The sequence below is a fragment of the Furfurilactobacillus milii genome (assembly GCF_009863985.1).
In the GTDB taxonomy this organism is placed as follows: domain Bacteria; phylum Bacillota; class Bacilli; order Lactobacillales; family Lactobacillaceae; genus Furfurilactobacillus; species Furfurilactobacillus milii_A.
The window spans coordinates 1-21675 of the sequence record NZ_WEZT01000003.1 but is presented as its reverse complement, the minus strand read 5'-3'; the positions used below and the strand labels follow the sequence as shown (position 1 = coordinate 21675).

Genomic DNA, 21675 nt, shown 5'->3' with positions numbered 1-21675 from the left:
CAAATCATTCGCTCTTTGTTGATTGTCTGTACTGAAACTGTTTCCGGCCATAACGTGATGTTAACTGCAATCGTGACAGGGATTCCGAAACCGTGGGACGAAAAGAGGAAATGTTCGTGGAAACAGATGATCAAAAAACGGCAGATAGTCTTAAGGCAGCGACCTTGTACTACCAAAACAATTGGGGACAAGGCGAAATTGCAACCGAAATGAACATTTCACGTGCAACGGTTTCACGCTTATTGCAGTACGCAAGAAAAACTGGCCTGGTTAAAATTGAGATTGCTGCGCCGATGGCACCAGTAGCTACTTTAACAGCGCAGCTTCAAGAAAAGTATCAGCTAGCGCATTTGCTAGTTGTGCCAACACAAGGGACGGGTACTCCCGATTTATTGTCACGTGTTGGAAAAGTGGCCGCAGAATATATTGAATCAATTGTAACGACAGATGACATTATCGGACTTGGGTGGGGAAAAACCATTCACCAAGTTGCAAATCATTTGGATCCTAAGGATGTTAGCGGCATAACCGTTGTTCAGATGAAGGGTAGCGTGGCAAACACACAGAGTAATAACTTTGCGTTTGAAAGTGTTAATACATTTGCTAACGCATTTCATACGCTACCGCAGTACCTGCCGCTCCCAGTTATTTTCGATCACCAACAAACAAAAGAATTGGTTGAACAGGATACACACATTAAACATATTATTGAACTGGGCAAAAAGGCTGACATTGCAGTTTTTACTGTTGGTACAGTTCGCGACTCAGCATTGCTGTTTAAGTTGGGATACTTCACTCAAGCTGAACAGGCTTATTTACAAGACCATGCGGTTGGCGATGTATTTTCTCGCTTTATTAATGCTCATGGTCAGTTGGTTGATACAAATATTGATCAGCGAACGATCGGTATTCCACTTGACGCACTCGCCAATATTCCACACAGCGTGTTAGTGGCGGCTAATCCTGCCAAGGTACCGGCTGTACACGGTGCTGTTACAGCCGGTTATGCGAACACGTTGATTATTGATCAAGGAAGTGCAACTCAGCTATTAAATTATGACCCAGTTCACTAAGTGATGGAGGTCAGCAACCATGAGAATGGTCGATGTAATTGATACGAAACGTAATGGTGGAGAACTAACCACCGAGCAAATTGAATTTTTTATTAATGGATATACAAAAGGTGACATTCCGGACTATCAGGTTAGTGCACTATTAATGGCGATTTATCTAAAAGGAATGACAAAGCAAGAAACGGCCACCATGACAATGACCATGTTGCATTCGGGAGATCAGTTGGATTTGAGTGATATTCCTGGCGTCAAGGTGGACAAACATTCGACTGGTGGTGTTGGCGATAAGACCAGCATTCCATTAGCGCCTTTGGTAGCCTCGGTTGGTATTCCAGTGCCAATGATTTCTGGGCGCGGCCTTGGTCACACGGGTGGCACGTTGGATAAGTTGGAGGCCATTCCTGGTTTAAAGGTTGAAATTAGCGAAGCATCATTTAAACAGCAGTTGCGCGATGTTGGTTGCGCCATCGTCGGCGCAACTGGAAACATCGCTCCAGCAGACAAAAAGATTTATGCATTACGTGATGTAACTGATACGGTTGATTCCATTCCATTGATTGCTGGCTCAATCATGAGTAAAAAAATTGCCAGTGGAACAGATGCCTTAGTTTTGGATGTTAAAACGGGGAGTGGCGCCTTTATGAAAACAGAGGCGGACTCAGTTGCATTGGCCAAGGAACTAGTCGGCATTGGTAAAAGTGTTGGTATGAATGCAATGGCGGTTATTTCCGACATGAATCAGCCACTAGGGAACGCCATTGGTAACGCCTTGGAAATTGAAGAGTCGATTGCATTATTAAAGGGCAATGGCCCAGCTGATTTGCTTGATTTGGTATTAACAATTGGCAGTCAAATGGTTGTCATGGCAAATAAGGCAACCGATCTAGATGCCGCCAGAAAAATGCTACAGCAGCATATTGATGATGGCTCCGCTTTGACCAAGTTCAAAGAAATGATCATTGCTCAGGGTGGTGACGGTCGCGTGATTGAAAACCCAGCAATGATGCCTCAGGCAACATATCAGATGCCGATATTGGCAGCTCGTGATGGCGTTATCACCAAAATGAAGGCAGATGAAATGGGCATTGCTGCGATGATGCTCGGTGGTGGCCGGCAGAAGAAGGATGATCAATTGGATTATGCTGTCGGTTTGACGTTGTCCAAAAAGGTTGGTGACGAAGTTCATCAAGGTGACACGATTTTGACAATTCACAGTAACCGAGAGGATGTTAGCGACGTCCAGCAATTGATTGAAGCAAATATTGCAATTGGTGATGAGGCGCAGCCGTTGACACTCATCCATGAGGTTATCGATTAAAGACTGGTTTTAGAACAAGTGTCGTTTGCTCAAGTAACATTTGCACTTAACCTTGATAGTGGCGAGCGTTTTGGGCCGGTCAGTGAAGTAGACCGTTGTCATCATTGTATTAAAAAGGCATGTCGAATATTGGGTCTCACGCTTGAATCTGCGTGTGATTATTGCTAAACTACTCTAGAAAATAACTGTCCGACAGTGAGCGGACCTTTTTTGGAGGCAAGACCATGATGTTTTTGATGAGGCGTTTTTTCAAACAACAAGTTACGGGCATCGTGGCCTCTCAGTCATTTTCCGCAAATATTGCTAATTACAAGCGTTACTGACATTACTGTGTTGGTAGCGCTTTTTCTTAGCAGCAAACGGAGGAAGAGACATGAAACAAACAGCATCAGAAGCGTCACACAGTATGAGTTTTTGGGATCAGACGGCGACATGGATTGGAGCCAATGCCAACAACGGCACTTGGTATGTTGGTGGCGTATTGGCTGCACTAGGACTGGGTGGGGCGATGAAAGTATTAATGATCACCGGTCCAATCGCTTACCTGCTACTGGCTCTCGTCGGGTATATAGGGTTTCAAACGCGACGCTCTACAATGGCTTTGACGAATGTTTCGTTCGGCCGTTGGGGTAGCGTCGGGCCGTCATTAGTCAACGTGGTTCAGTTCATGGGCTGGGCTGCGGTAAACACGTTTATTGCAGCCGGTTCTATTAGTTATTTGCTTCATGATCTACTGGGCTGGCCAGTTTTTGGTCAACGCGGCGGATTGAAGGGCATTATCTTTGGTATTTTGATGATGTCAATCTTGCATCTGATTAGTATTTCGCTCGGTCAACGGTCTGTACGGATTATTGAGCGTGTTGGAATTGTGTTGGTAATTTTACTGGTATTGTGGGAAACATGGGCGGTTTTTCAAACCGTATCGTTGAAGCAGTTGACTCAGTGGCAAGTGCCAATTAAGTTTCATCTGCCGACTGGTAATGCGATCGATACGTTAGCGGCGTTTAACCTTGCTTGGGTGACTGCTGGTGCGGATTTCACCAAGTTTGCAAAGAATAAGACGGCTGCTACCGTAGCACCGTTTGTTGGCGGCCCAGTTGGATTGTTCTGGTTTGCGCTCGTTGGTATCATCGCTACCATTGGTGCGGCGGTGACGCTGCACAGCTTTGATCCGAATGCATCTGACCCAAGTACAGTGGCTTCACGGCTTGGCCTAGGTATTTTGGCAATGATTGTGATTGTATTGACGAGTACCACCGCAAATGCAGTTAATCTAATGGCTGCCGGCACGGCATTAACCAACATTTTTAAACGACTTCGACTTACGCCAGCTCTATGGCTAGTAACAGTGTTGGCGACGCTGATGACATTGATTCCTTTGTGGTCTAACAGCTTTTTGGGCGTGTTCACGATGTTCTTAGATTACGTGGGTATGATCTTGGGACCAGAGATTGCCATTATTTTAGTCGATTATTATCTTATCCATGGCGCACGCTATACTGATAATATGTTTGCTAACTCACCAAGGGTGAACTGGTTGGCCTATGTCAACTGGGGATTCGGAATTTTGAGTTATTTCTTGTTACGCCAAGTCGGTTGGGTAACAAATACAATTGGTGCCACGGTATTTGCAATGCTCATTACAGCTAGTCTACATTTGGTACTGGGCCGGTTAACGGTAAAATTAAGGAATACGGTGCCTGAAAATAATTAAATAAATATTGCAAGTGCGGCGAGTTCGCTTTTCAATGGCCGTTGATAATACGTAATCCGTTTGCAAACGTTAAACGCAACATATTAATGATGATAACGTCATTAATATGTTGCGTTTAATTTTTTGCTGGACCGGTACTTTTGTGAGTTTATTGCCGTCTAATGAATTGCATTAATGAAAATTAATCGTTATTCTACCGATACATTATTTTTAAGGGGATCAAAAATGAGTCAGCAACAATTTTCAACCGCCAGTTTACGCGATCAAACAATCGATTTACGAGTATCAACATTTATTAATCATTTATGGACCACACAAGAAACTATTGCTGACTTCGAAATCAGTTTAACAACGACCTTGCTGGTTCTGCCGGTGACCGTGAAGCAAAAACGACTGACGTTGATTCTGGATTATCGGCTGGGACCATTATTGGTGCGCCGACCATGTGGTACATTGATGCGAGAATTGATGGCTAAGAACAGTCGAACTCGCCAACAAATGGCGATCGCCCATCATTTTTTGGGACAGAAACATTACACACCTTATGTAAACGGTAAATATGGTTTTGTACCAACCGCGGGATCAACGATGCAGGACACTGGCTGGTTAGGATTTTACAAATTAGTTCAGATTCGTCGCTTGACTCATGAAGCCTTGCTGATTTTTAAAAATAACATGAAGCTCATCTTACCGTTGTCACATTATTTTATGCTGCAACGATTAAGAGATGCGGCGGCGATTATTCAGTTACAAAAGGAACAGTTAGAATTGATGGTTGAAAATAGTGGTTTTGATCGGTGTCGGCCGAATTTTACGAATAAGTTGGCTCAAGTATTAGGAATGCGACCCGAACAAGTTTTACATGACGAAACGGAGTTTTATGCACACACGGTCGAAGTTTTAATGGTGGCAGGGTTAGAAGATTTCCTAGTGGACGATTACGATGCCGTGCTCAATTTAGACCGGGAAACGATTGCAAAGGAAGCCCGTCAGTTTTTAAGAGGACATGGGCATTTAATTGTGCCGAAAACACGTCACTTTGTGTCAGATAGGGACGACGAGACAAATTAGTTTTTCTATGAAAGCGGATTCTATAGCGTTATGATAAAGACAACAAAACAACACAAAGAGAGGCTTTCGCAATGAGTTTTACGACACCGATCACGAAGCAAGAACAACAGGTTTTTCATGACTACCAGATTCCTGTACATGATCCACTGAGTGTATTCGACAGTTTAAAGCAGGTTCCTAATATGACAGGCAATTTTGAGGGCAGTGACGTCGACTTGAACGATTTACTGTCAGATTATGTTGCCGTTCAGTTAGATTTTAACCGCTTAGTGGATACCATTAACCAGGAGTGGTGGTCGCAGTTACAAACATGGCATAAGTTAACTGGGGATCGTTTATCAGCTAACACGAAAGCACATGCTGATCAGTTCGGTCCGTTTGAACAAGAACGGGTTCAGTTAGCCAAACAGGCGGAGCAAGGGTTTCCTCAAGAACTACTTAAAAAGCCACGTAGTGAATGGCGGTCTCAGGATCTGTTTGGCTATGATTACATTATGTTCCAGGTTGATTTAAAGTGGGAATTCTTTAACATCATGGAAATCCTGGCAAATATTAATCCAGATGTAAATGTCGAAACGGTCGCAACTGAAATTCAGGCTAAGTTAGCACCAAAGCATGGTCCAAAAGAACGCAAAGTTGACATGAACCAACCACAACCGGATGGACCGGATAATAATGATGCTAGTAACGCCAATGGATCCTCACGGAAGGGGTAGAAACAATGCAATATGTGACGCCGTTAAGTCAGGCGGATAAGAAACGGTTTCACCAACGCAAGGTGACTGTGGACGCTCCGCTTGCAAACGTAAAGGACTTAATGGATCAGCATTTGACAGGGCTGGTTAGTGGTCGTCAATTTGACCTATTAGCGTTTCTCAATAACGTGTTCGCTTGTCAGCTACAAACGTTTGCCCTTACGGAAAATTATAATCTGTTAGAACAACACGAAAATGAAAATAATCTAAAGCAATTTTCCGAGAACAGCCAGGCATTACATCAGCGTTTAGCAGCTTTAATGGACAAGGAATCTTCACTGCTCAAGGACTATGAGTTGCTTCACGAACAGGTCCGTGCCAATTACTATGCAGCTGAACCAGACGATTTGGCCAGCAAACAATTGGAGGGAACGGCGACTAACTTAGAACTAGCCTTTCACGCCCTGCTCGGAATGAGCGCTGATACACAGTGGTTAATGGAAGTGGGGATGCAAACTTTACGGTTGCTCAATCCAGCGTTAACAACCGCAATGATTCAACAAATCAGTGCCAGTATCATGATGCTTGTAGAACAAAGTGACGATGTAGCGTAGTGAAAGATATTTTTTAACCTAGCTTAAACGCGCTAATGTGAAAAAATGTGTTCATTTGAAATGACATCAAAACACCTCCTGACAATTGTGTATGTCCAGCCATTGGTTGGCCCCGCACGATTGTCAGAAGGTGTTTTTAGTCTTTACTCAATATCAGAAAGATCATCGCTTTTGGATTCGCGGAGGAGCATAGTAGTTAGCTCTTGAACCCGGACACTTCTAGGCAAAAACACTCTGATGTCATCTTGTGAAAACCCCGTTTGCAAGATGTGAAGGTGGTCGTCATAAATAATTGGAAAATGTAAAAGACGGATATTCGCAATCATGGCTGTTAACAATGCTTGTAAGGACATTGCTTCAGGATCATGATTTTTGATAAACGCAGCATAAGCGAGTGACTGGAAGGAAAGCAAATCATCAACGCCATTTTCGGAGGCCATTAAAAATTGTTTCAATTCGTCAATCGTCAATTCTGGTTGATCTACATGGACACGTTGCTCAGTGAAAGCAACATCATGTTGGGTTAACCAACGGACTGCCTGACGAGAGGGTAAGTTTGACGGAATCGTATAAATTTTAATCATGTTATTCATCTCCATTTATAGTGCAATTAATGTTTCTATGATGAGTATAAATAGTTATTTTTTTGAATAACAATATTTATGTTAAGTTGTAAATTCGCCGAACAAACGCGAAAACGAGTCGATTCATTGTCAATGTAATGGCGAACAAAATGCAGTCTCACGGGGATCAGCGCACTTTATGGAGAGTGAATATGCTATGATATTCGTAACATAAAAAATTATGATTTAACCGAACTTATGGGGGTTGAAAAGTAAAAATGGCAAAGCGGGTAACGATTAAAGACGTCGCAAAGACTGCTGGACTGTCGATTACGACGGTTTCCCAAATTCTCAACGGGAAGGGCGAAAGATTTCCTGCCGCAACACAAGAAAAAGTGATGAAAATTAGGGATCAGTTAGGATACGTTCCTAACTTTAATGCCCGTAATCTAATCAGCCATTCAATGAAGACTGTTGGAATTATCGTGCCCAACTTAGTAAATCCATTCTTTGCCATGTTCTTGCGTGGCATTCAGGATGCGATGTACGAACATGAATGTGTGCCAATGATTTTAAGTGCAGACCGCGACGAGGCGTTGGAGCATTATTATTTGCGCACGCTGGTTGAACGTGGTGTGGACGCGATGATCATCGCTAGTTCAGCTGTCGGTAATGATGAAATCAATGGTTTACTCAAACGCAATAACGTGCCGTACTTATTGTTTGACCAAAACGATCCCATTAACGAAGGGGACCGGATCATTGTCGATGATGAACGTGGCGGTGAGTTGGCCACTTCCCATCTTATCGAGGCAGGTCATCAAAAAATCGCTGTGGTTTTACCAGACCGACCGTCACAAAATGTGCGTTTGCGACTAGCTGGTTACCGCAGTGCGTTAGTTCGTCACGGCATTGTCTTTGATGACGAGCTTGTCTTCTCAACGGAATTGTCAAAGGCCGGTGGTTGGGCCATTGCCCAAAAAGTGATTGATTCTGGTGCAACAGCAGTGTTCTGCGTTAACGATGAAATGGCATTGGGACTGTTGAGAGGCATTAATGCGTTGGGAAAGCACGTGCCAGCGGACTTATCAGTTGTGGGCTACGATGACATCGATCTGGATGACTATATGGTGCCGCGCTTAACAACGATTCACCAGCCCGTTTATGATATGGGGACATGGGCTAGTCAGATGATTATGAACCGTTTGCGAGAACCAGAACATGCGCCACAGTTGAAGGTGGTTGACGTTTCGTTAATCAAACGTGATTCTGTGCGTAAAATATAAACGAGATAATAAAAGGGATTGAAATGGTCGACAACAGTGTGCAACCATTTCAATCCTTTTTGAATTCATGTTTATTTTGTTTACCGTACAAATCTTAATTCAACATGCGCGCCAACACTGTCAGCGATTTGTTGCAAGGTTTCCAGTCGTGGATTCATAATGCCGGTCTCAATGCGAACAATCGTCGATTTCGCCAGACCGGCCTTTTTTGCCAGCACAGCTTGTGTGTAACCAAGTTCATGGCGAAACTCATATAAAGCAACGGCGGCGTTGCCTGTGCTGACGGTCTGATCGTAGGCTTTTTGAAACTTTGGATTTTTAAGTTCTTGTTGAATGAGGGTGTCCATGGTTTGGGGATTATTTTTTATCATTATCGTTTCTCCTTAGATACTTTGCACGTATGCGTTTGGCACTATCAATTTGTCTTTGTGGTGTTTTATTGCTTTTCTTCGTAAATCCAAGGGTAATAAAATAGTTATTTTCTTCGATGTGAAAATAAATGGCGCGTCGTATGTTATTGGATTGAATTGATCTAATCTCGAACAAATTGTCCTCAATTTTTTTAACCCACAGTTGTCGTATAGCGACATACAATTCATGGGACTCTATTAAGGAAATCGTTCCGACTAGTTTTGCACGGTCTTTATCTGAAAGATTGCGCAAAAACTTTAGAAATCGGTCACTGGGAATGAATTTTGGCTTTGTATTCATTTAAAAAGTAGCATTAACGCCACTTTTTTTCAACTCCTTTATACTACGAATTAAGTTTGGGACAGCGATAATTAATCGTTGATCCGGCATTACTTAAACATACGTAAAGGAGAAAGTGTTTGTTTTTCTTGAAACCAATTTTCATTCAGTTTTAATGGTGGACGTGGCCCGGCATAGTATTGTGCTCATAGGTTGAAATCCATTTGCAGAAAGTCAGTAGTCACAGCATTTGCGGCCGCCTGCTTATTAATTTGTGCGACGACGCTTAGACTCAATTCATCGCTGGGCAAATGAATGGCTGTTACATCGGCTGTTAGTTTAGCAGTTTCAACAAGTGAGTTTGGTACAATGGCAGCCCCCATGCCTTTGGCAGCCAAGCGTTCTGCGGTAATCAAGTTTGCCGTGACAAACGTACGCCATGGATGAATGTTATGAGCAGCCAGATAGCCTGAAACAATTCGTTGGAAACCAGAATCACCGCGTTCGACAATCATTTCTTGGCGCGCAAAATTGAATAGGATTGCCTCTAAATTGGTGGTCACATCTTGACTATTAACGTTTGCCAACGCATTTTTAGGCATTATCAGTGTGCAGCCCTCCGAATATAGTGGAATGTGTGTGATTTCGGGTTGTGGCGTTGGTGCAACACCAAAGTAAATATCAAGTTGATTACTGGTCAATGCCTGTTCACCTTGTGCTGGGGCCAATTCATGCAATTCAAGAGTGACTTCAGGATGGCGACGGTGAAATGCTGGCAATAAGTTTGGCAACAATATTGAGCCAAGTGACTGGGTAACTCCTAAGCGAAGCGTTGCATGTTTCGCCGTTTTAAACGCCTGTGTAGTGGTAACGACACGATCAACCTGGCTCATTAACACACTCATTTGATTGAGATAGTAATTGCCAGCAGCTGTTAATGACAGGGGATGGGTACTTCGATCGACCAAACGGACACCAAGCTCAGTTTCGAACCGTTTGAGTTGTTTGCTAACGTTTGGTTGCGTCAGATACATTTCGTTTGCGGTATCAGAAATGCTACCAGTCGTTTGTAGCGAACTGAGAATGCACAGTAATTGTTGATTTTGATTCATTGTCGTCATTAAAAGAGCCTCTAATCTTTATGCCATTTTAGGCATATCATCTCACTTAAAAAGATATTTCACAATTGGGGCAAAACCAGTAACAATGATGGTGTGCGATATAAAGCAGTCAGTTGAATGCATTTAGAATGGATTGCTCATTATTCAACAAGCAAGCGAATTAACTGATTCGAGTACGTTATCAAATATGGAGGAAATATGATGGCAAAAATAAATTGGGCACGAACATATGATGTCGTTGTCATTGGCTTTGGCGCAGCTGGCGCAACTGCCAGTCGGTTTGCTGCCGATAATGGGGCAAAGGTCTTATTAGTAGATGCAGCGCCATTAGGGCACGAAGGTGGTAATACACGTTACGCTGGTCAGGTCGTTCTAACTGGGCATGATCGTGCTAAGACCAAGCGTTATTTCAAGCAGATGTTTAACGGTATTAAAATAGAAGATGAAATGTTGGATACGTATGTCGACGGAATTAATCAAATTCCAGCGTATATGCATGATTATCTCGATGTCGATGAACCGGTTAGTTACAACAAAACGCATCGTGATCCAGGTTGGCAGGACTTTGCACATGGCCTTTCGCCAGAATATCCAGAATTCGATGGAGCCGACGCGATCGATTTGACAACCGTACATGATGGTTTCTTTGACGCCACATTATGGAAGAACTTGCGTCAGCACGTGACGGATCGGACTGACCAGATTGACGTTTGGTTGGAGAGCCCGGCAATGCGTTTGATTCAAGATCCCAAATCAAAGATGATTACGGGTGTTACAGTTAAGCGCAATGGTCATGAGGTTAACATTGCGGCCCGTAATGGTGTGGTCATGACGATGGGTGGATTTGAAAATAATAATGACGATATTCAAAACTTCATTGGCGTACCTAAGTTGAAGGTGATTGGGACCTTGTACAACAAGGGTGATGGAATTCGGATGGCACAAGAAGTTGGCGCTAGTTTCTGGCATATGCACAGTTATGAAGGATACGGTTTTGACACTGGCTTTACGTTTGAAAATCCGACTGAAGAACGGGGCAAATTTTTTCTTGGCGCCTGGCCCGAACTATCGCATGGCAGTATTTTTATTGCTGCGGATGATGGTAGTCGTTATGTACGTGAGGATGAAAATGGCCGTCATGGTCATGCTTACGAACATGGTCAATGGCATAACCCAACGGTTTACGCGCATCCTCATCTAATTTTTGACCAAGCCCAGTACGACACGATCAAAGGACAGGGTAAGTTGCCATATCCTGACTTCTGTAAGTTGGTCGTTAAAGTAAACTCAATTGAAGAGCTTGCGGAGAAGATTCAGGCTGATCCTAAAGTGTTGTCACAAACGGTGGTTTCCTTTAATCGCTTTGCCGATGCAGGTCGCGATGATCAATTGGGTCGTGACGGCGATAGCATGCGTGCATTAGATGACGGACCATATTATGCTGTTGAACTGGCCACTGCAATGCTTAATACCCAGGGTGGTGCCAAACGAAATGCGAAGGCTGAAGTGCTAAATGCTGACGGTGAACCAATTCCCCATCTATATTCTGCCGGTGAGTTTGGTGGCATCAATGCCAATCAGTATAATGGTGGTGGTAATCTTGCCGAATGTTTAATTTTCGGCAAGATCGCCGGTGAAAACGCCGCTGCACCAAAGCAGGATACGGTTAGTGATTCTGACCAAACAGCTACAGATGCGGATACGTCTGCTTCGATTCATGAAGATTCTGAGACTGACCTTGGTGGCAACGATTTGGTGGATAATTCTACCAACTACACGGTTGGCGATAACCAATATCTAGGTAGTGCTAACAACGGTATTGGTGGTCAAATCGTGGTTCGGGTAACATATGCAGATCAACACATTAAAAATGTCGAAGTGTTGCAGGAAAGTGAAAGCGAAGACGTTGGTCGTAAGGCCGTGGAGGAGATTCCCCGCGAAATCGTCGCGCAAAACACGGCTGACGTTGATGCCGTTTCCGGTGCTTCGTCATCCAGCCGGGCTGTTAAGACGGCGGTTAAGGATGCGTTGAGTAAGGTTAAGTAATTTTTTTCCGCAGTAAACGTGATCTAAACTCATTTTAAACGAATAAGTATGACCGATATGGAGTGATGCAGCCTAATAATTAGGTTTAAATAAAACAAGCATTACTGTCTAATTTTTGGAATAGGGTTCTAATTAACCATTTTGCTTTTAATCTTTACTAATGCAAAAAGCTCATGGCGTGAAATCATGCCATGAGCTTTTTAGACAGACCAGTGTAAGGGAGTTTTTGCTTTGACCGCAGTATTACGATGACGTATGTGTCAAAATTTTTTTTGGATCAATTCCTAAATTATTGCAAAATGTCTATTCCCTTTCGCTGGTCCAGCGGCAATGCTTTCAACCACTGGCTATGTAACGTCTAAAGATTGGTGGAAACTGAGTGCCATTTTTGGGGTTATGTTCAACGTCATTTGGCTTGCCGGTGGTTTACTTTGGACTAAAGTAATTGGTTTTTGGTAGAACAAATTAAAACGTATATTAAAATTGACTCACTAGAAATATGATCGATTCCTAGTGGGTCAATTTTTGTACTTAAATGTTCATTTTAAAACTGAACTTAGTGTCCTTTTTTGACCTAAACCAAAGTTACTAGTACTCAGTTGAAAACGAAGTAGTGGAATGAAAAATCAGACAAATTCGTCTGGACTGATATTGAATCCTTCATCAAGTTCACTGCCGCTATGTGCGGCAACGTATTCTTTATCTGTGAAGGGATTGTGTCCTCTCGGTAAGTAAATAACGGCACCGTCACGTCCTTGTAGAACGTCAAAGGTATCATTTTTCGGATGAATATCGAATGGCAAGGGCAAAAAGTTGTGTGAGTCGATGGTTTGAATCTTAACTGTTCTCATTAATTTGACCTTTCTCGTGTATGCTTGAGGTATCAACCATTACCACCATAAATTTAGCATAATCTAGTTCCAAATAATAATATTTGCGTTGGTTTGTAGAAGAGTGGAGTCGACGCAACGGGCTACACAATCAAGTTAACGTTTGAGCGGTAACAATTGTGACGCAGGAAGTGAACACAGACTAGTAAAATTAATTCAAGAAAACACTTGAAAGCCTTTCCAAACTATGATATATTTTTCACATTGATTTTCAATAAAACGTTTTACCAAAAACAGTGAGCTGTCATAGCTCACTTAAAATTATTTAAGTAAAACGTTTTACCAATGTAAAAGTTATCCAAACCGAAGGGAGAAACACAATGAAGAAGACAACAGTAATTAACTCAGACCTATCGCGTGTGATTTCAAATATGGGTCACATGGATTGGTTATCAATTGGGGATGCAGGCATGCCGGTACCCGCAGGAACAGAGAAAATTGATCTAGCAGTTACCAAACAATTGCCAAGTTTTATCGACGTTCTAAAGAATGTTTTGGCCGAATTAGAAGTACAACACATTTATTTGGCCGAAGAAATCAAAACGGTTAATCCAGAACAATTGACAGCTATTAAGCAATTGTTGCCTGACACACCAATTACGTTTGTACCGCACAGCGAATTGAAAAAAGACCTCAGTAAGACACACGCCTTTGTTCGCACTGGCGAAATGACGGCGTACTCAAACATCATTTTGGAGAGTGGCGTGACATTCTAACTGTCAGCCATCACTTTATAGGAGCATAGAAATGGAAGAGACGAACATGCAACAAACTTCGGTTAAGCAATTATCAGACGGGTACTTATCCCGTACACCAATGTTTACTTTCTTACTGGTATCAATGATTTTCCCACTTTGGGGTGCGGCTGCCAGTTTGAACGATATTTTAATTACTCAGTTTAAAACAGTTTTCCAACTGAACGACTTGGCAACAGCCTTTGTTCAAAGTGCGTTTTACGGTGGCTATTTCTTAATTGCCATTCCGGCATCGCTTGTTATTAAAAAAAGTTCATACAAGTTTGCCATTATGATTGGGTTGTTTGCTTACATTGTCGGATGTAGCTTATTCTTCCCGGCATCACGGATGGCAACCTACAGCATGTTCCTAGTTGCTATTTTTGCGATTGCCATTGGGTGGAGTTTTCTGGAAACAGCGTGTGACACATACTCGTCCATGCTGGGACCGAAAAAGACGGCCAACGCGCGGTTAAACTTTTCACAAACTTTAGTGCCGCTTGGTGATATGTTGGGTATCGTGCTAGGAAAATACCTGATCTTTGGTAACGGTGGGAACTTATCTGAAAAGATGTCTCATATGGCGCCAGCCGCTCGTCAGGCTTATGGCGAAAAAATGTTGCAGCTCACATTGCAACCTTACAAGTACATTCTTGGCGTGCTGCTGATTATCTTTGTGATTATTGCCTTTACAAAAATGCCAGCCGCTAAGGCCACTGCAGAAGGCGCTGAAGAGGCAACAACTGCTGATACAAAGGCTGAAAAGGTAACATTACGTGAAACACTGAAGTATCTTTCTCATAACAAACGTTATCAACGTGGTGTTATGGCACAATTTTTCTACGTTGGTATGCAGACAACCGTTTGGTCATTCACCATTCGTTTGGCCTTAAACCTAAACCATTCAATTAGTGATTCTGCTGCCTCAACGTTTATGATTTTCAGTTACGCAATGTGGTTCTTTGGTAAAGTGGTGGCCAACTGGTTGATGAACCGTTTCTCAATTACGAAAGTTTTGACCGTTTATTCATTCCTAGGAACATTGTCATTGTTGGCAACCTTCTTGATTCCAAACATGACTGCCGTTTACACTGCCATCTTAGCCAGTTTCTTCTTCGGTCCTGAATGGCCAACAATTTATGCACACACACTGGACACAGTTACCGAAAAGAAGTACACCGAAACATCTGGTGCCATTCTGGTTATGGCCATCATCGGTGGTGCAGTGATGCCATTGTTGCAGGGTGCCGTTTCTGATCTGACGACAATGCAATTTTCATTCATCGTGCCACTTATCTGTTTCGTTATCGTAACGACATACTTCTTCTTTGAACATCGTTACGAAGTTGCACATCCAGAAACTATTGCGGAACACTAAAAGCATCGTAGGCACTACTCTTGTTTAGGTGTTTTATGGTAAATTAGTCATGGAACAATTTATACGGTTTATTATTGAATATTAAAGGGGACAATTATGGCGAACAAAGTCGTTGTATTAGGAAGTCTAAACATGGATTCCATCTTACGGATTCCACGTCTGCCACTTGGCGGCGAAACTATGGAAATGACGGATAAAAGCTCAGCTCCTGGTGGTAAAGGGGCTAACCAGGCTGTTGCTGCTGCTCGTGCTGGCGCACAAACGTCATTCATTGGTAAAGTTGGTGCTGACGATGCAGCAGAGGTATTGCGCGATGCTTTGAAGTCAGACAACATTAGTGTTGAACATGTCACGACGGATGAACAACGCGGTTCTGGTCAAGCCTTCATTTTATTGCAAGAAAGTGGTCAAAACTCGATTCTTGTTTACGCTGGTTCTAACCAGTCATTAAGCAAGGCCGATGTTGATGCTGCCAAAGATGTGATTAAAGATGCCGATTTCTTAATTTCTCAATTTGAGACACCAATTGAAACAACGACGTATGCATTCGAGTGCGCACAATCCGTTGGCGTCACGACAATCTTAAATCCAGCACCAGCGATCCCAACGATCCCAGCTGATCTATTAAAGGTCACTGATTTGATTGCACCAAACGAAACAGAATCCGCAACCATCACCGGTATCGAAGTGACTGATGACGCTTCAATGTTGTTGAACGCCGCTAAGTTCGCCCAAATGGGTTGTAAGGAACTGATCATTACCGTTGGTGCTCGTGGCGCCTTTTATGCGAACCAGAACGGTAGTGGTTTCGTTGATGCATTCAAAGTGAAGGCCGTTGACACAACAGCTGCCGGGGACACATTCCTTGGCGCTTTAAGTTCACAATTGAAGCCAGACTTCAGTAACATGCGTGAAGCCATTACGTTTGCTAACCATGCTTCATCAATTACTGTTCAACGTCTTGGTGCACAGCCTTCAATTCCAACACTGGATGAGATTAAGGCAGAATATAAATAAGTAAGTTATCGATTTTGAGTTCGGTAAAAGACATCATTCATGAAAGCGTTGCTTTTGTGAGTGATGTCTTTTTTAGTATTTCGGATGGTCAAGTGCCTTATGTGGACGATTAAAAGGGAATTCTTTTGCGTATGTAATGGGTAACGGCAAATTACAAGTTTAATCCGAACAAGCCCGGAATCTTTCAATGGCAGTCTGTTGATGATGTATTTTTAATGGTCGTTGATTAATTAGTTCAAGTGCTAGTAATCACTCCCTATATTGGTTGGAATTAGCTACTACCATTGTAAGTGATTGCTTTGGGCTTTTTAATTTCTGTTCGGATTAATTATAGAATTTGCCTAACACTGAAAATAAACAGAAATCAATCCGAAAGAATATTCTAAAATAGAATATATGGTATAATAGTCAATGAAAGAATATAAACTCATACGTGATGGTAAAAGATTGAGGAACCTGAGTAGGATCGGATTTGAGTCTGGTTTTGATTGGGAATTTGAATTGAAAACCCATCAGGTGATGAGCATATTTATAGATAAACAGTTAGTCGGGCTCATTTCATTTTCACATTTACGAGTGTTTACGAAAGTTTCCTTGATTGAAGTCGCAAAGTTGTATCGGAGACAGCGTTATGGCGCAATATTGCTAGCACTTGTGATGCGAGAAGCAATTAAAATTCCTGACAATGGTGGTTATGTTAGTTTGAGAACCAAGACAAACGATGTACAAATGTTTTATTTGCATCTTGGTGCTATTTGGTTTGAACAAACGATGATTTTCCAGTCTGAGGTTTGTCAAAGAAATGTTACTAAGTATTTAGAGAAGGGTTGGTAAACGAAAATGAACGAAAACCAAGTTCGAGACGAAATAAAAGAACTTCGGCAAGAATTTGAAAAATCACTACCTAGTTCTGCAGAGTACACCCGTGTTTCAAAAAAACTCGATGATCTCTACTATGAGCATATGGATATTAGGGAGGCAGCGCTGATTGCCAAGCATCTAGATCATAAAGACACGATTGACGATGACGTTAAAATGATTGTTGCGGCGGCAAATGGTGAGAATGTGGCAGAAGCCTTGGGTTTGCCAATCAATGTCTGTGCAGCCTTTAAAATTCTCCACGAACGTTTAGCTAAAGGATGGACACAGGCAGAATTGGGGCAGAAACTTAATCTCAGTCAAAGTCAAATTGCAAAGATTGAGAACATTCAGCAAATTCCAGACGTTGGTACCTTATCGGCACTATTAGTTGCATTAGATACGCAGATGGAAATTGGTGCCCGCAAAATAAGTTAGTTTAGAAATAAAAAGATTAATGACTGGCTTTCAAGTGGAGTGAACTCGAAGGGTTGAATTTTATTCAATTTTTGAGAGTTCACTTCTTTTTTGATATACCGAACCGTTTCTAAATAATAGTGTTTAAATATTACGGCTATGATTTTATTACGAATAATTGTGACTTTACCGTCTCATCAATATAATAGTTAAAACCAAAGGGGAGTCGTGTAGTACGATGAACGAAAATAAGTAGTTGGAGGATTCAAAATGAAGGCCTTAGTGGTGTATGCGACAATTACTGGCAACAATGAAGAGGTTGCAAATATCGTTGTGGATGCTTTGCGCAGGCTCAAAGTGGATGTTGTCGAAACAGAAATTTCTCAAACGGACGTGGCAGCCTTTAAGGATGTTGATATTTGCGTTGTCTGTGCTTATACATATGATGAAGGTGCGTTGCCAGAGGAAGGGATGGATTTCTTTGAAGAGCTTCAAGAGACTGATCTGAAGAGCAAAGTGTTCGGAGTAGCAGGGTCGGGCGATGTTTTCTATGGCGATGACTTTAATAAAGCCGTTGATGAATTTGAAAAGGCATTTGTTAAATCAGGTGCAACTCAAGGAAGCAAGAGTATCAAGATTGATTTAGAACCGTACGAAGAAGACGTCGAAAATCTGCAAGTGTTTGCAAAAGAACTTGTAGCCATGGCTGGCCGATGAATGGGATGTTGAATTCTACAATAAAACACAGTTATCGCATCAAAACTCTGATGTGGTAACTGTGTTTTTTGAATTCAGTAAAAACTGTGAATTAAGTTGAACCTCTATTGCTTGAAGATTTTTAATGGTTTGAATGTTTGGATATTGGAGTGCTCTCAAAATGGTTTGAATAATGTAACCGTGCGTCACGATTGCAATGCACTGATTATCAGAAACACCTTGCAGTGAGTTGAGAAATGCTGCGACACGTTGATCTACATCATTGATGGGTTCTCCGTTTGAGACTTGTTCATAGTGACCACAAACGTCACCAGTTTTCTTGCGCCAATATTGTGGGTATCTCTTCATTAACTCAAGAATTGACTGACCGTTCCAAATACCATAATTAATTTCGGTTAAGCGATTATCGACTTTAATGGGGCAGTCACTATGGTCGAATAAAAGATGGGCAGTCTCCTGAGCACGTTTCAAAGGGCTCACAAGACACCAATCGAAACTTAATGTGGAAAACTCGGCTGCGGCCGACGTCGTTAATTTCCGGCCGTAATCATTTAATTCAGTCAGGCTAGTTTCAGCGTTGCCTTGTAAAATCAATTGTTTATTAGCGTCAGTTTCTCCATGTCTAATTAAGTAAAGTGTCGTCATAACCTTTATTTAAAAACAGGTTTGCTGTTTCGATATGAAACATCTGTTTGACCATCCAGCATATTTGCATATCGTGCTGCAGCAAAGAAGTAATCTGACAAGCGATTAATGAAGACTAACACATCCTGATTAATCGGATTTTGTGACTGTAGTGACACAATTAAACGTTCGGCCCGTCGTGTAACCGTACGAGCGACATGAAGCTGTGCTGCAGTTTGAGAGCCTCCGGGCAAAATAAATTTCTTTACTGCTGGAACTTTTTCAGTATAAGCGTCGATTTTTTGCTCCAGAAAGGCAGTTGCTTTACCTTCATGATCAAAAATAAAATGATGGCGTTCGTCATCTTTAGGTGTTGCTAAATCGGTGCCTGCATCAAAAAGAAGTTGTTGAATTTCAGTCAACTCTTCAGTCAATACGGTTGTTTTTGATGACAGGGTTGAAATAATGTAGCCAACCCAAGAGTTTAGCTCGTCAACAGTACCATACGCATTGACTCGAGCATCATCTTTATTGACGATTTGTTTCCCAATAATACGTGTCTGACCATGGTCACCCGTTTTTGTGTATATTTTCATTGTTAGTCACTTCACTTTCTTCAAATTTGAAAGACAAAACAAACACCTAAGCACAATGTACAACGATTGAACAGTAAATAGTGATTTCAAAATAAAGTCTGCAATAAAATCACAGTCTCAAACTTGATAACAAAATATCCACAATCACCACTAATTCTTATCGTTGTCAGGCATGACGCTATTTTCTATACTTTTGCTGTTGGGTGGATTTAGTTATTCACGTTATTGAAGGTCACACTTATTAGTGAATGAAATCACGAAATTGTATGACCTTTTTTTATAAAAATGTAGAAAGCGCTTACTTAAAAATACAGGGGGGCAGGAAACACCATGGACAGATCGACAATGTTGAGAAAGTCGATGTTAGCTGCGTTGTTGTTGGCACTTTGCGTAGTTGGTGCAAATTTAAAAATTATGGGATCAATTGCCCTGGATTCCGCTCCAGCATTTCTCGGTGCAATTTTGCTTGGACCATGGTTTGGCGCCTTTTTAGGCTTTTTTGGAAACATGGTGTCAGCAGCATTATCCGGTTTTCCACTCACCGTTCCAGTGCACCTTGTCATTGGATTGAACATGGCGTTTTGCATGTTTGTATTTGGTGTGATTCGTCGCCGCTGGGGCAGTAATCAGTTGATTGTCATATTGATTGCCGATCTTGTCGCGTACGTCATTGACGTTTCAGAGGAATTTCCCTGGCTATACCCATTAATTGGGAAAACAGTATTTGCACTTTTTATTCCATTGACTGTGGCGACAATTGCTAATTTGGCACTTACCGAAGTGGTGTACGTGGCGATTCCTAATCGTCAAAAGCAAGCATTCTTCTTACAGGAGCGACAGCATAATGAGCATTGATGAACACGGTGGCAATATAGATAAAATTGCCCGTCAATTAAAAATCAAGCCAGAAAGTTTAATTGATTTTAGCGCCAACATTAATCCTTTAGGGATGCCAACAGCATTTAAGCAGTTGCTAGCTGAGGCAACGCCTGAGACAACAGTCTATCCCGATCCGGACTATCCAAAATTAAGGGCTGCGATTGCGGATCACTTTGTTGTTCGCAGTCATAACGTTGTCGTTGGCAACGGGGCAATGGAAATCTTGAGAGATGTGGCCTTAGCAACGGCAGTGAATCATGTCGTAGTGATTGAGCCAGCATTCAATGAGTATGCAAAAGCGTTTCAAAGTATTGGGGCAACGGTTTATTCATACATAACAGAACAAAATAATGGCTTTAGGCTGTCTGTACCTATGCTGATTGATTGGGCAAGTCGCCACTTGAATCAGTGCCAGGCGATTTGTTTGGGAAATCCTAATAATCCCACAGGGCAACGTTTGTCACCAGATGAATTAAAGCCATTGATCGATTTTTGCACTAAAAGACATATTTGGTTGATTGTCGATGAAGCTTTTATGTCATTCACTTTTGATGAACATCTAAGCGTAATTAACTCTCTAAGAAACGATCAATTTGTGTTTGTGATTCGATCAGCAACTAAGTTTTATGCAATGCCAGGGTTACGTTTAGGATTTGGAATCACCAAAAATGAATATCTTTTAAATCGATTACATCAAGTAGCGTTGACGTGGTCAGTTAATACTTATGCACAGACATTAGGTGAACAAATGTATGCGCAGACTGAATTTCAGATTAAAACAAAAAAGTGGTTGATAAAGGAACGTAAATATTTATTCAATGGCTTAGCAAAATTTCCGGGAATAAACGTTTTCCCAAGCGCTGCAAACTTTTTGTTCTTCTGGTCTAAGGATGAACAGTTGAGAGAACGCTTATTGCACAAGCGTCTCGTAATCAGAAGTTGTGCAAATTATCCAGGACTTGACGAGCATTATTATCGAGTCGCTATTAAAGGACATGACGATAATGAAGCCTTGCTAGAAGCATTGCAAAGCGTTCTAGGAGAAGGGGTCAAAATATGAAAAAGCTCTTAATTGCAGGCACAACTAGTGGTTCAGGCAAAACAACTATTACTCTCGGGCTGTTAAAAGTTATGAGTGAAGCTCATCAAGTTCAAGCCTATAAAATTGGACCAGATTATGTAGATACAAAATTTCATACGCGTATTACCGGTCGACCATCACGAAATATTGATAGCTTTCTAACACCGGATGATCCCACGCTGAATTATTTATTTACGGCAAATTCTATAATTAATCCGAACAGAAATTAAAAAGCCCAAAGCAATCACTTACAATGGTAGTAGCTAATTCCAACCAATATAGGGAGTGATTAC

General features: G+C 41.9%; 23 protein-coding genes and 1 pseudogene. 17 read left to right on the top strand and 7 right to left on the bottom strand.

Going from position 1 to position 21675, the window contains the following annotated elements; translation table 11 throughout:
• Nucleotides 1–110 precede the first annotated feature (110 nt).
• The 6 genes from deoR (at nucleotide 111) to GB992_RS01440 (ending at nucleotide 6485) form a co-directional block, all read left to right on the top strand.
• Nucleotides 111–1073, top strand: coding sequence for a DNA-binding transcriptional repressor DeoR (gene deoR, locus GB992_RS01465; protein WP_161000992.1), 963 nt, complete (start codon nucleotides 111–113; stop codon nucleotides 1071–1073).
• 19 nt (nucleotides 1074–1092) lie between these two features.
• Nucleotides 1093–2391 (top strand): pyrimidine-nucleoside phosphorylase, encoded by a 1299-nt coding sequence (locus tag GB992_RS01460; RefSeq protein ID WP_161000931.1) that lies wholly within the window; start codon nucleotides 1093–1095, stop codon nucleotides 2389–2391.
• Between the two features lie 373 nt (nucleotides 2392–2764).
• Nucleotides 2765–4105 (top strand): cytosine permease, encoded by a 1341-nt coding sequence (locus GB992_RS01455; protein ID WP_161000930.1) that lies wholly within the window; start codon nucleotides 2765–2767, stop codon nucleotides 4103–4105.
• A gap of 225 nt (nucleotides 4106–4330) precedes the next feature.
• Entirely contained in the window at nucleotides 4331–5176 is an 846-nt protein-coding gene (locus GB992_RS01450; protein ID WP_161000929.1) for a competence protein ComK, read from the top strand.
• Nucleotides 5177–5247: 71 nt separating this feature from the next.
• A complete protein-coding gene (locus GB992_RS01445; RefSeq protein ID WP_161000928.1) occupies nucleotides 5248–5892 on the top strand; it encodes a hypothetical protein in 645 nt (214 codons plus the stop codon).
• A gap of 5 nt (nucleotides 5893–5897) precedes the next feature.
• On the top strand, nucleotides 5898–6485 hold the full coding sequence (locus GB992_RS01440) for a hypothetical protein (protein ID WP_161000927.1): 588 nt from the start codon (nucleotides 5898–5900) through the stop codon (nucleotides 6483–6485).
• Nucleotides 6486–6628: 143 nt separating this feature from the next.
• Here GB992_RS01440 and GB992_RS01435 read toward each other — a convergent pair whose 3' ends face one another.
• Complete coding sequence (locus GB992_RS01435) at nucleotides 6629–7069, bottom strand: ArsC/Spx/MgsR family protein (protein WP_161000926.1); 441 nt, start codon at nucleotides 7067–7069, stop codon at nucleotides 6629–6631.
• A 257-nt stretch (nucleotides 7070–7326) separates the two neighbouring features.
• On the opposite strand from GB992_RS01435, the gene rbsR reads away from it, so the two are divergent.
• Nucleotides 7327–8334, top strand: coding sequence for a ribose utilization transcriptional repressor RbsR (gene rbsR / locus GB992_RS01430; protein WP_161000925.1), 1008 nt, complete (start codon nucleotides 7327–7329; stop codon nucleotides 8332–8334).
• Nucleotides 8335–8414: 80 nt separating this feature from the next.
• Here rbsR and GB992_RS01425 read toward each other — a convergent pair whose 3' ends face one another.
• The 3 genes from GB992_RS01425 to GB992_RS01415 form a co-directional block, all read right to left on the bottom strand.
• Nucleotides 8415–8705 (bottom strand): helix-turn-helix transcriptional regulator, encoded by a 291-nt coding sequence (locus tag GB992_RS01425; protein WP_161000924.1) that lies wholly within the window; start codon nucleotides 8703–8705, stop codon nucleotides 8415–8417.
• The gene (locus tag GB992_RS01420) at nucleotides 8692–9045 is read right to left on the bottom strand and encodes a type II toxin-antitoxin system RelE/ParE family toxin (RefSeq protein ID WP_161000923.1); all 354 of its coding nucleotides are present in this window, start codon (nucleotides 9043–9045) and stop codon (nucleotides 8692–8694) included. Before GB992_RS01420 ends, GB992_RS01425 begins: the two co-directional genes overlap by 14 nt.
• 185 nt (nucleotides 9046–9230) lie before the next feature.
• Nucleotides 9231–10145, bottom strand: a complete 915-nt coding sequence (locus tag GB992_RS01415; protein WP_161000922.1) for a LysR family transcriptional regulator — start codon at nucleotides 10143–10145, stop codon at nucleotides 9231–9233.
• A gap of 201 nt (nucleotides 10146–10346) precedes the next feature.
• Here GB992_RS01415 and GB992_RS01410 point away from each other — a divergent pair, with 201 nt between their 5' ends.
• Nucleotides 10347–12191 carry an FAD-binding protein gene (locus tag GB992_RS01410; RefSeq protein WP_161000921.1) on the top strand — a complete coding sequence of 615 codons (1845 nt, stop codon included), beginning with the start codon at nucleotides 10347–10349 and terminating at the stop codon, nucleotides 12189–12191.
• Nucleotides 12192–12817: 626 nt separating this feature from the next.
• Here the strand turns inward: GB992_RS01410 and GB992_RS01400 are convergent.
• Nucleotides 12818–13042, bottom strand: coding sequence for an antitoxin of toxin-antitoxin stability system (locus GB992_RS01400; protein ID WP_161000919.1), 225 nt, complete (start codon nucleotides 13040–13042; stop codon nucleotides 12818–12820).
• Between the two features lie 359 nt (nucleotides 13043–13401).
• Between GB992_RS01400 and rbsD the strand changes: the two genes are divergently transcribed.
• The 6 genes from rbsD to GB992_RS01365 all read left to right on the top strand — a co-directional run bounded on the left by rbsD (nucleotide 13402) and on the right by GB992_RS01365 (nucleotide 18202).
• Nucleotides 13402–13797: a D-ribose pyranase gene (rbsD, locus tag GB992_RS01395; protein ID WP_017262869.1), complete on the top strand. Its 396-nt coding sequence runs from the start codon at nucleotides 13402–13404 to the stop codon at nucleotides 13795–13797.
• 31 nt (nucleotides 13798–13828) lie between these two features.
• Complete coding sequence (gene fucP / locus GB992_RS01390) at nucleotides 13829–15193, top strand: L-fucose:H+ symporter permease (protein ID WP_161000918.1); 1365 nt, start codon at nucleotides 13829–13831, stop codon at nucleotides 15191–15193.
• A 96-nt stretch (nucleotides 15194–15289) separates the two neighbouring features.
• Nucleotides 15290–16210 carry a ribokinase gene (rbsK, locus tag GB992_RS01385; RefSeq protein ID WP_161000917.1) on the top strand — a complete coding sequence of 307 codons (921 nt, stop codon included), beginning with the start codon at nucleotides 15290–15292 and terminating at the stop codon, nucleotides 16208–16210.
• 411 nt (nucleotides 16211–16621) lie between these two features.
• Nucleotides 16622–17044, top strand: coding sequence for a GNAT family N-acetyltransferase (locus GB992_RS01375; RefSeq protein ID WP_161000916.1), 423 nt, complete (start codon nucleotides 16622–16624; stop codon nucleotides 17042–17044).
• Nucleotides 17045–17050: 6 nt separating this feature from the next.
• Nucleotides 17051–17506: a helix-turn-helix domain-containing protein gene (locus GB992_RS01370; RefSeq protein ID WP_161000915.1), complete on the top strand. Its 456-nt coding sequence runs from the start codon at nucleotides 17051–17053 to the stop codon at nucleotides 17504–17506.
• A gap of 249 nt (nucleotides 17507–17755) precedes the next feature.
• Nucleotides 17756–18202, top strand: a complete 447-nt coding sequence (locus GB992_RS01365; protein WP_161000914.1) for a flavodoxin — start codon at nucleotides 17756–17758, stop codon at nucleotides 18200–18202.
• Nucleotides 18203–18241: 39 nt separating this feature from the next.
• Here GB992_RS01365 and GB992_RS01360 read toward each other — a convergent pair whose 3' ends face one another.
• Together GB992_RS01360 and GB992_RS01355 are read right to left on the bottom strand one after the other, a co-directional pair.
• Nucleotides 18242–18847, bottom strand: a complete 606-nt coding sequence (locus GB992_RS01360) for a histidine phosphatase family protein (protein ID WP_161000913.1) — start codon at nucleotides 18845–18847, stop codon at nucleotides 18242–18244.
• Between the two features lie 5 nt (nucleotides 18848–18852).
• Nucleotides 18853–19422: a cob(I)yrinic acid a,c-diamide adenosyltransferase gene (locus GB992_RS01355; protein ID WP_161000912.1), complete on the bottom strand. Its 570-nt coding sequence runs from the start codon at nucleotides 19420–19422 to the stop codon at nucleotides 18853–18855.
• Between the two features lie 330 nt (nucleotides 19423–19752).
• On the opposite strand from GB992_RS01355, the gene GB992_RS01350 reads away from it, so the two are divergent.
• From GB992_RS01350 to GB992_RS01340, 3 genes and pseudogenes are all read left to right on the top strand, one after another.
• On the top strand, nucleotides 19753–20277 hold the full coding sequence (locus GB992_RS01350; RefSeq protein WP_162855585.1) for an ECF transporter S component: 525 nt from the start codon (nucleotides 19753–19755) through the stop codon (nucleotides 20275–20277).
• Nucleotides 20267–21361: a threonine-phosphate decarboxylase CobD gene (gene cobD, locus GB992_RS01345; protein WP_161000911.1), complete on the top strand. Its 1095-nt coding sequence runs from the start codon at nucleotides 20267–20269 to the stop codon at nucleotides 21359–21361. The genes GB992_RS01350 and cobD overlap by 11 nt, the downstream gene beginning before the upstream one ends.
• Nucleotides 21358–21588, top strand: a pseudogene (locus tag GB992_RS01340) (nucleotide-binding protein); the annotation flags it as partial. The gene cobD and the pseudogene GB992_RS01340, both read left to right, overlap by 4 nt.
• Between the last annotated feature and the right edge of the window lie 87 nt (nucleotides 21589–21675).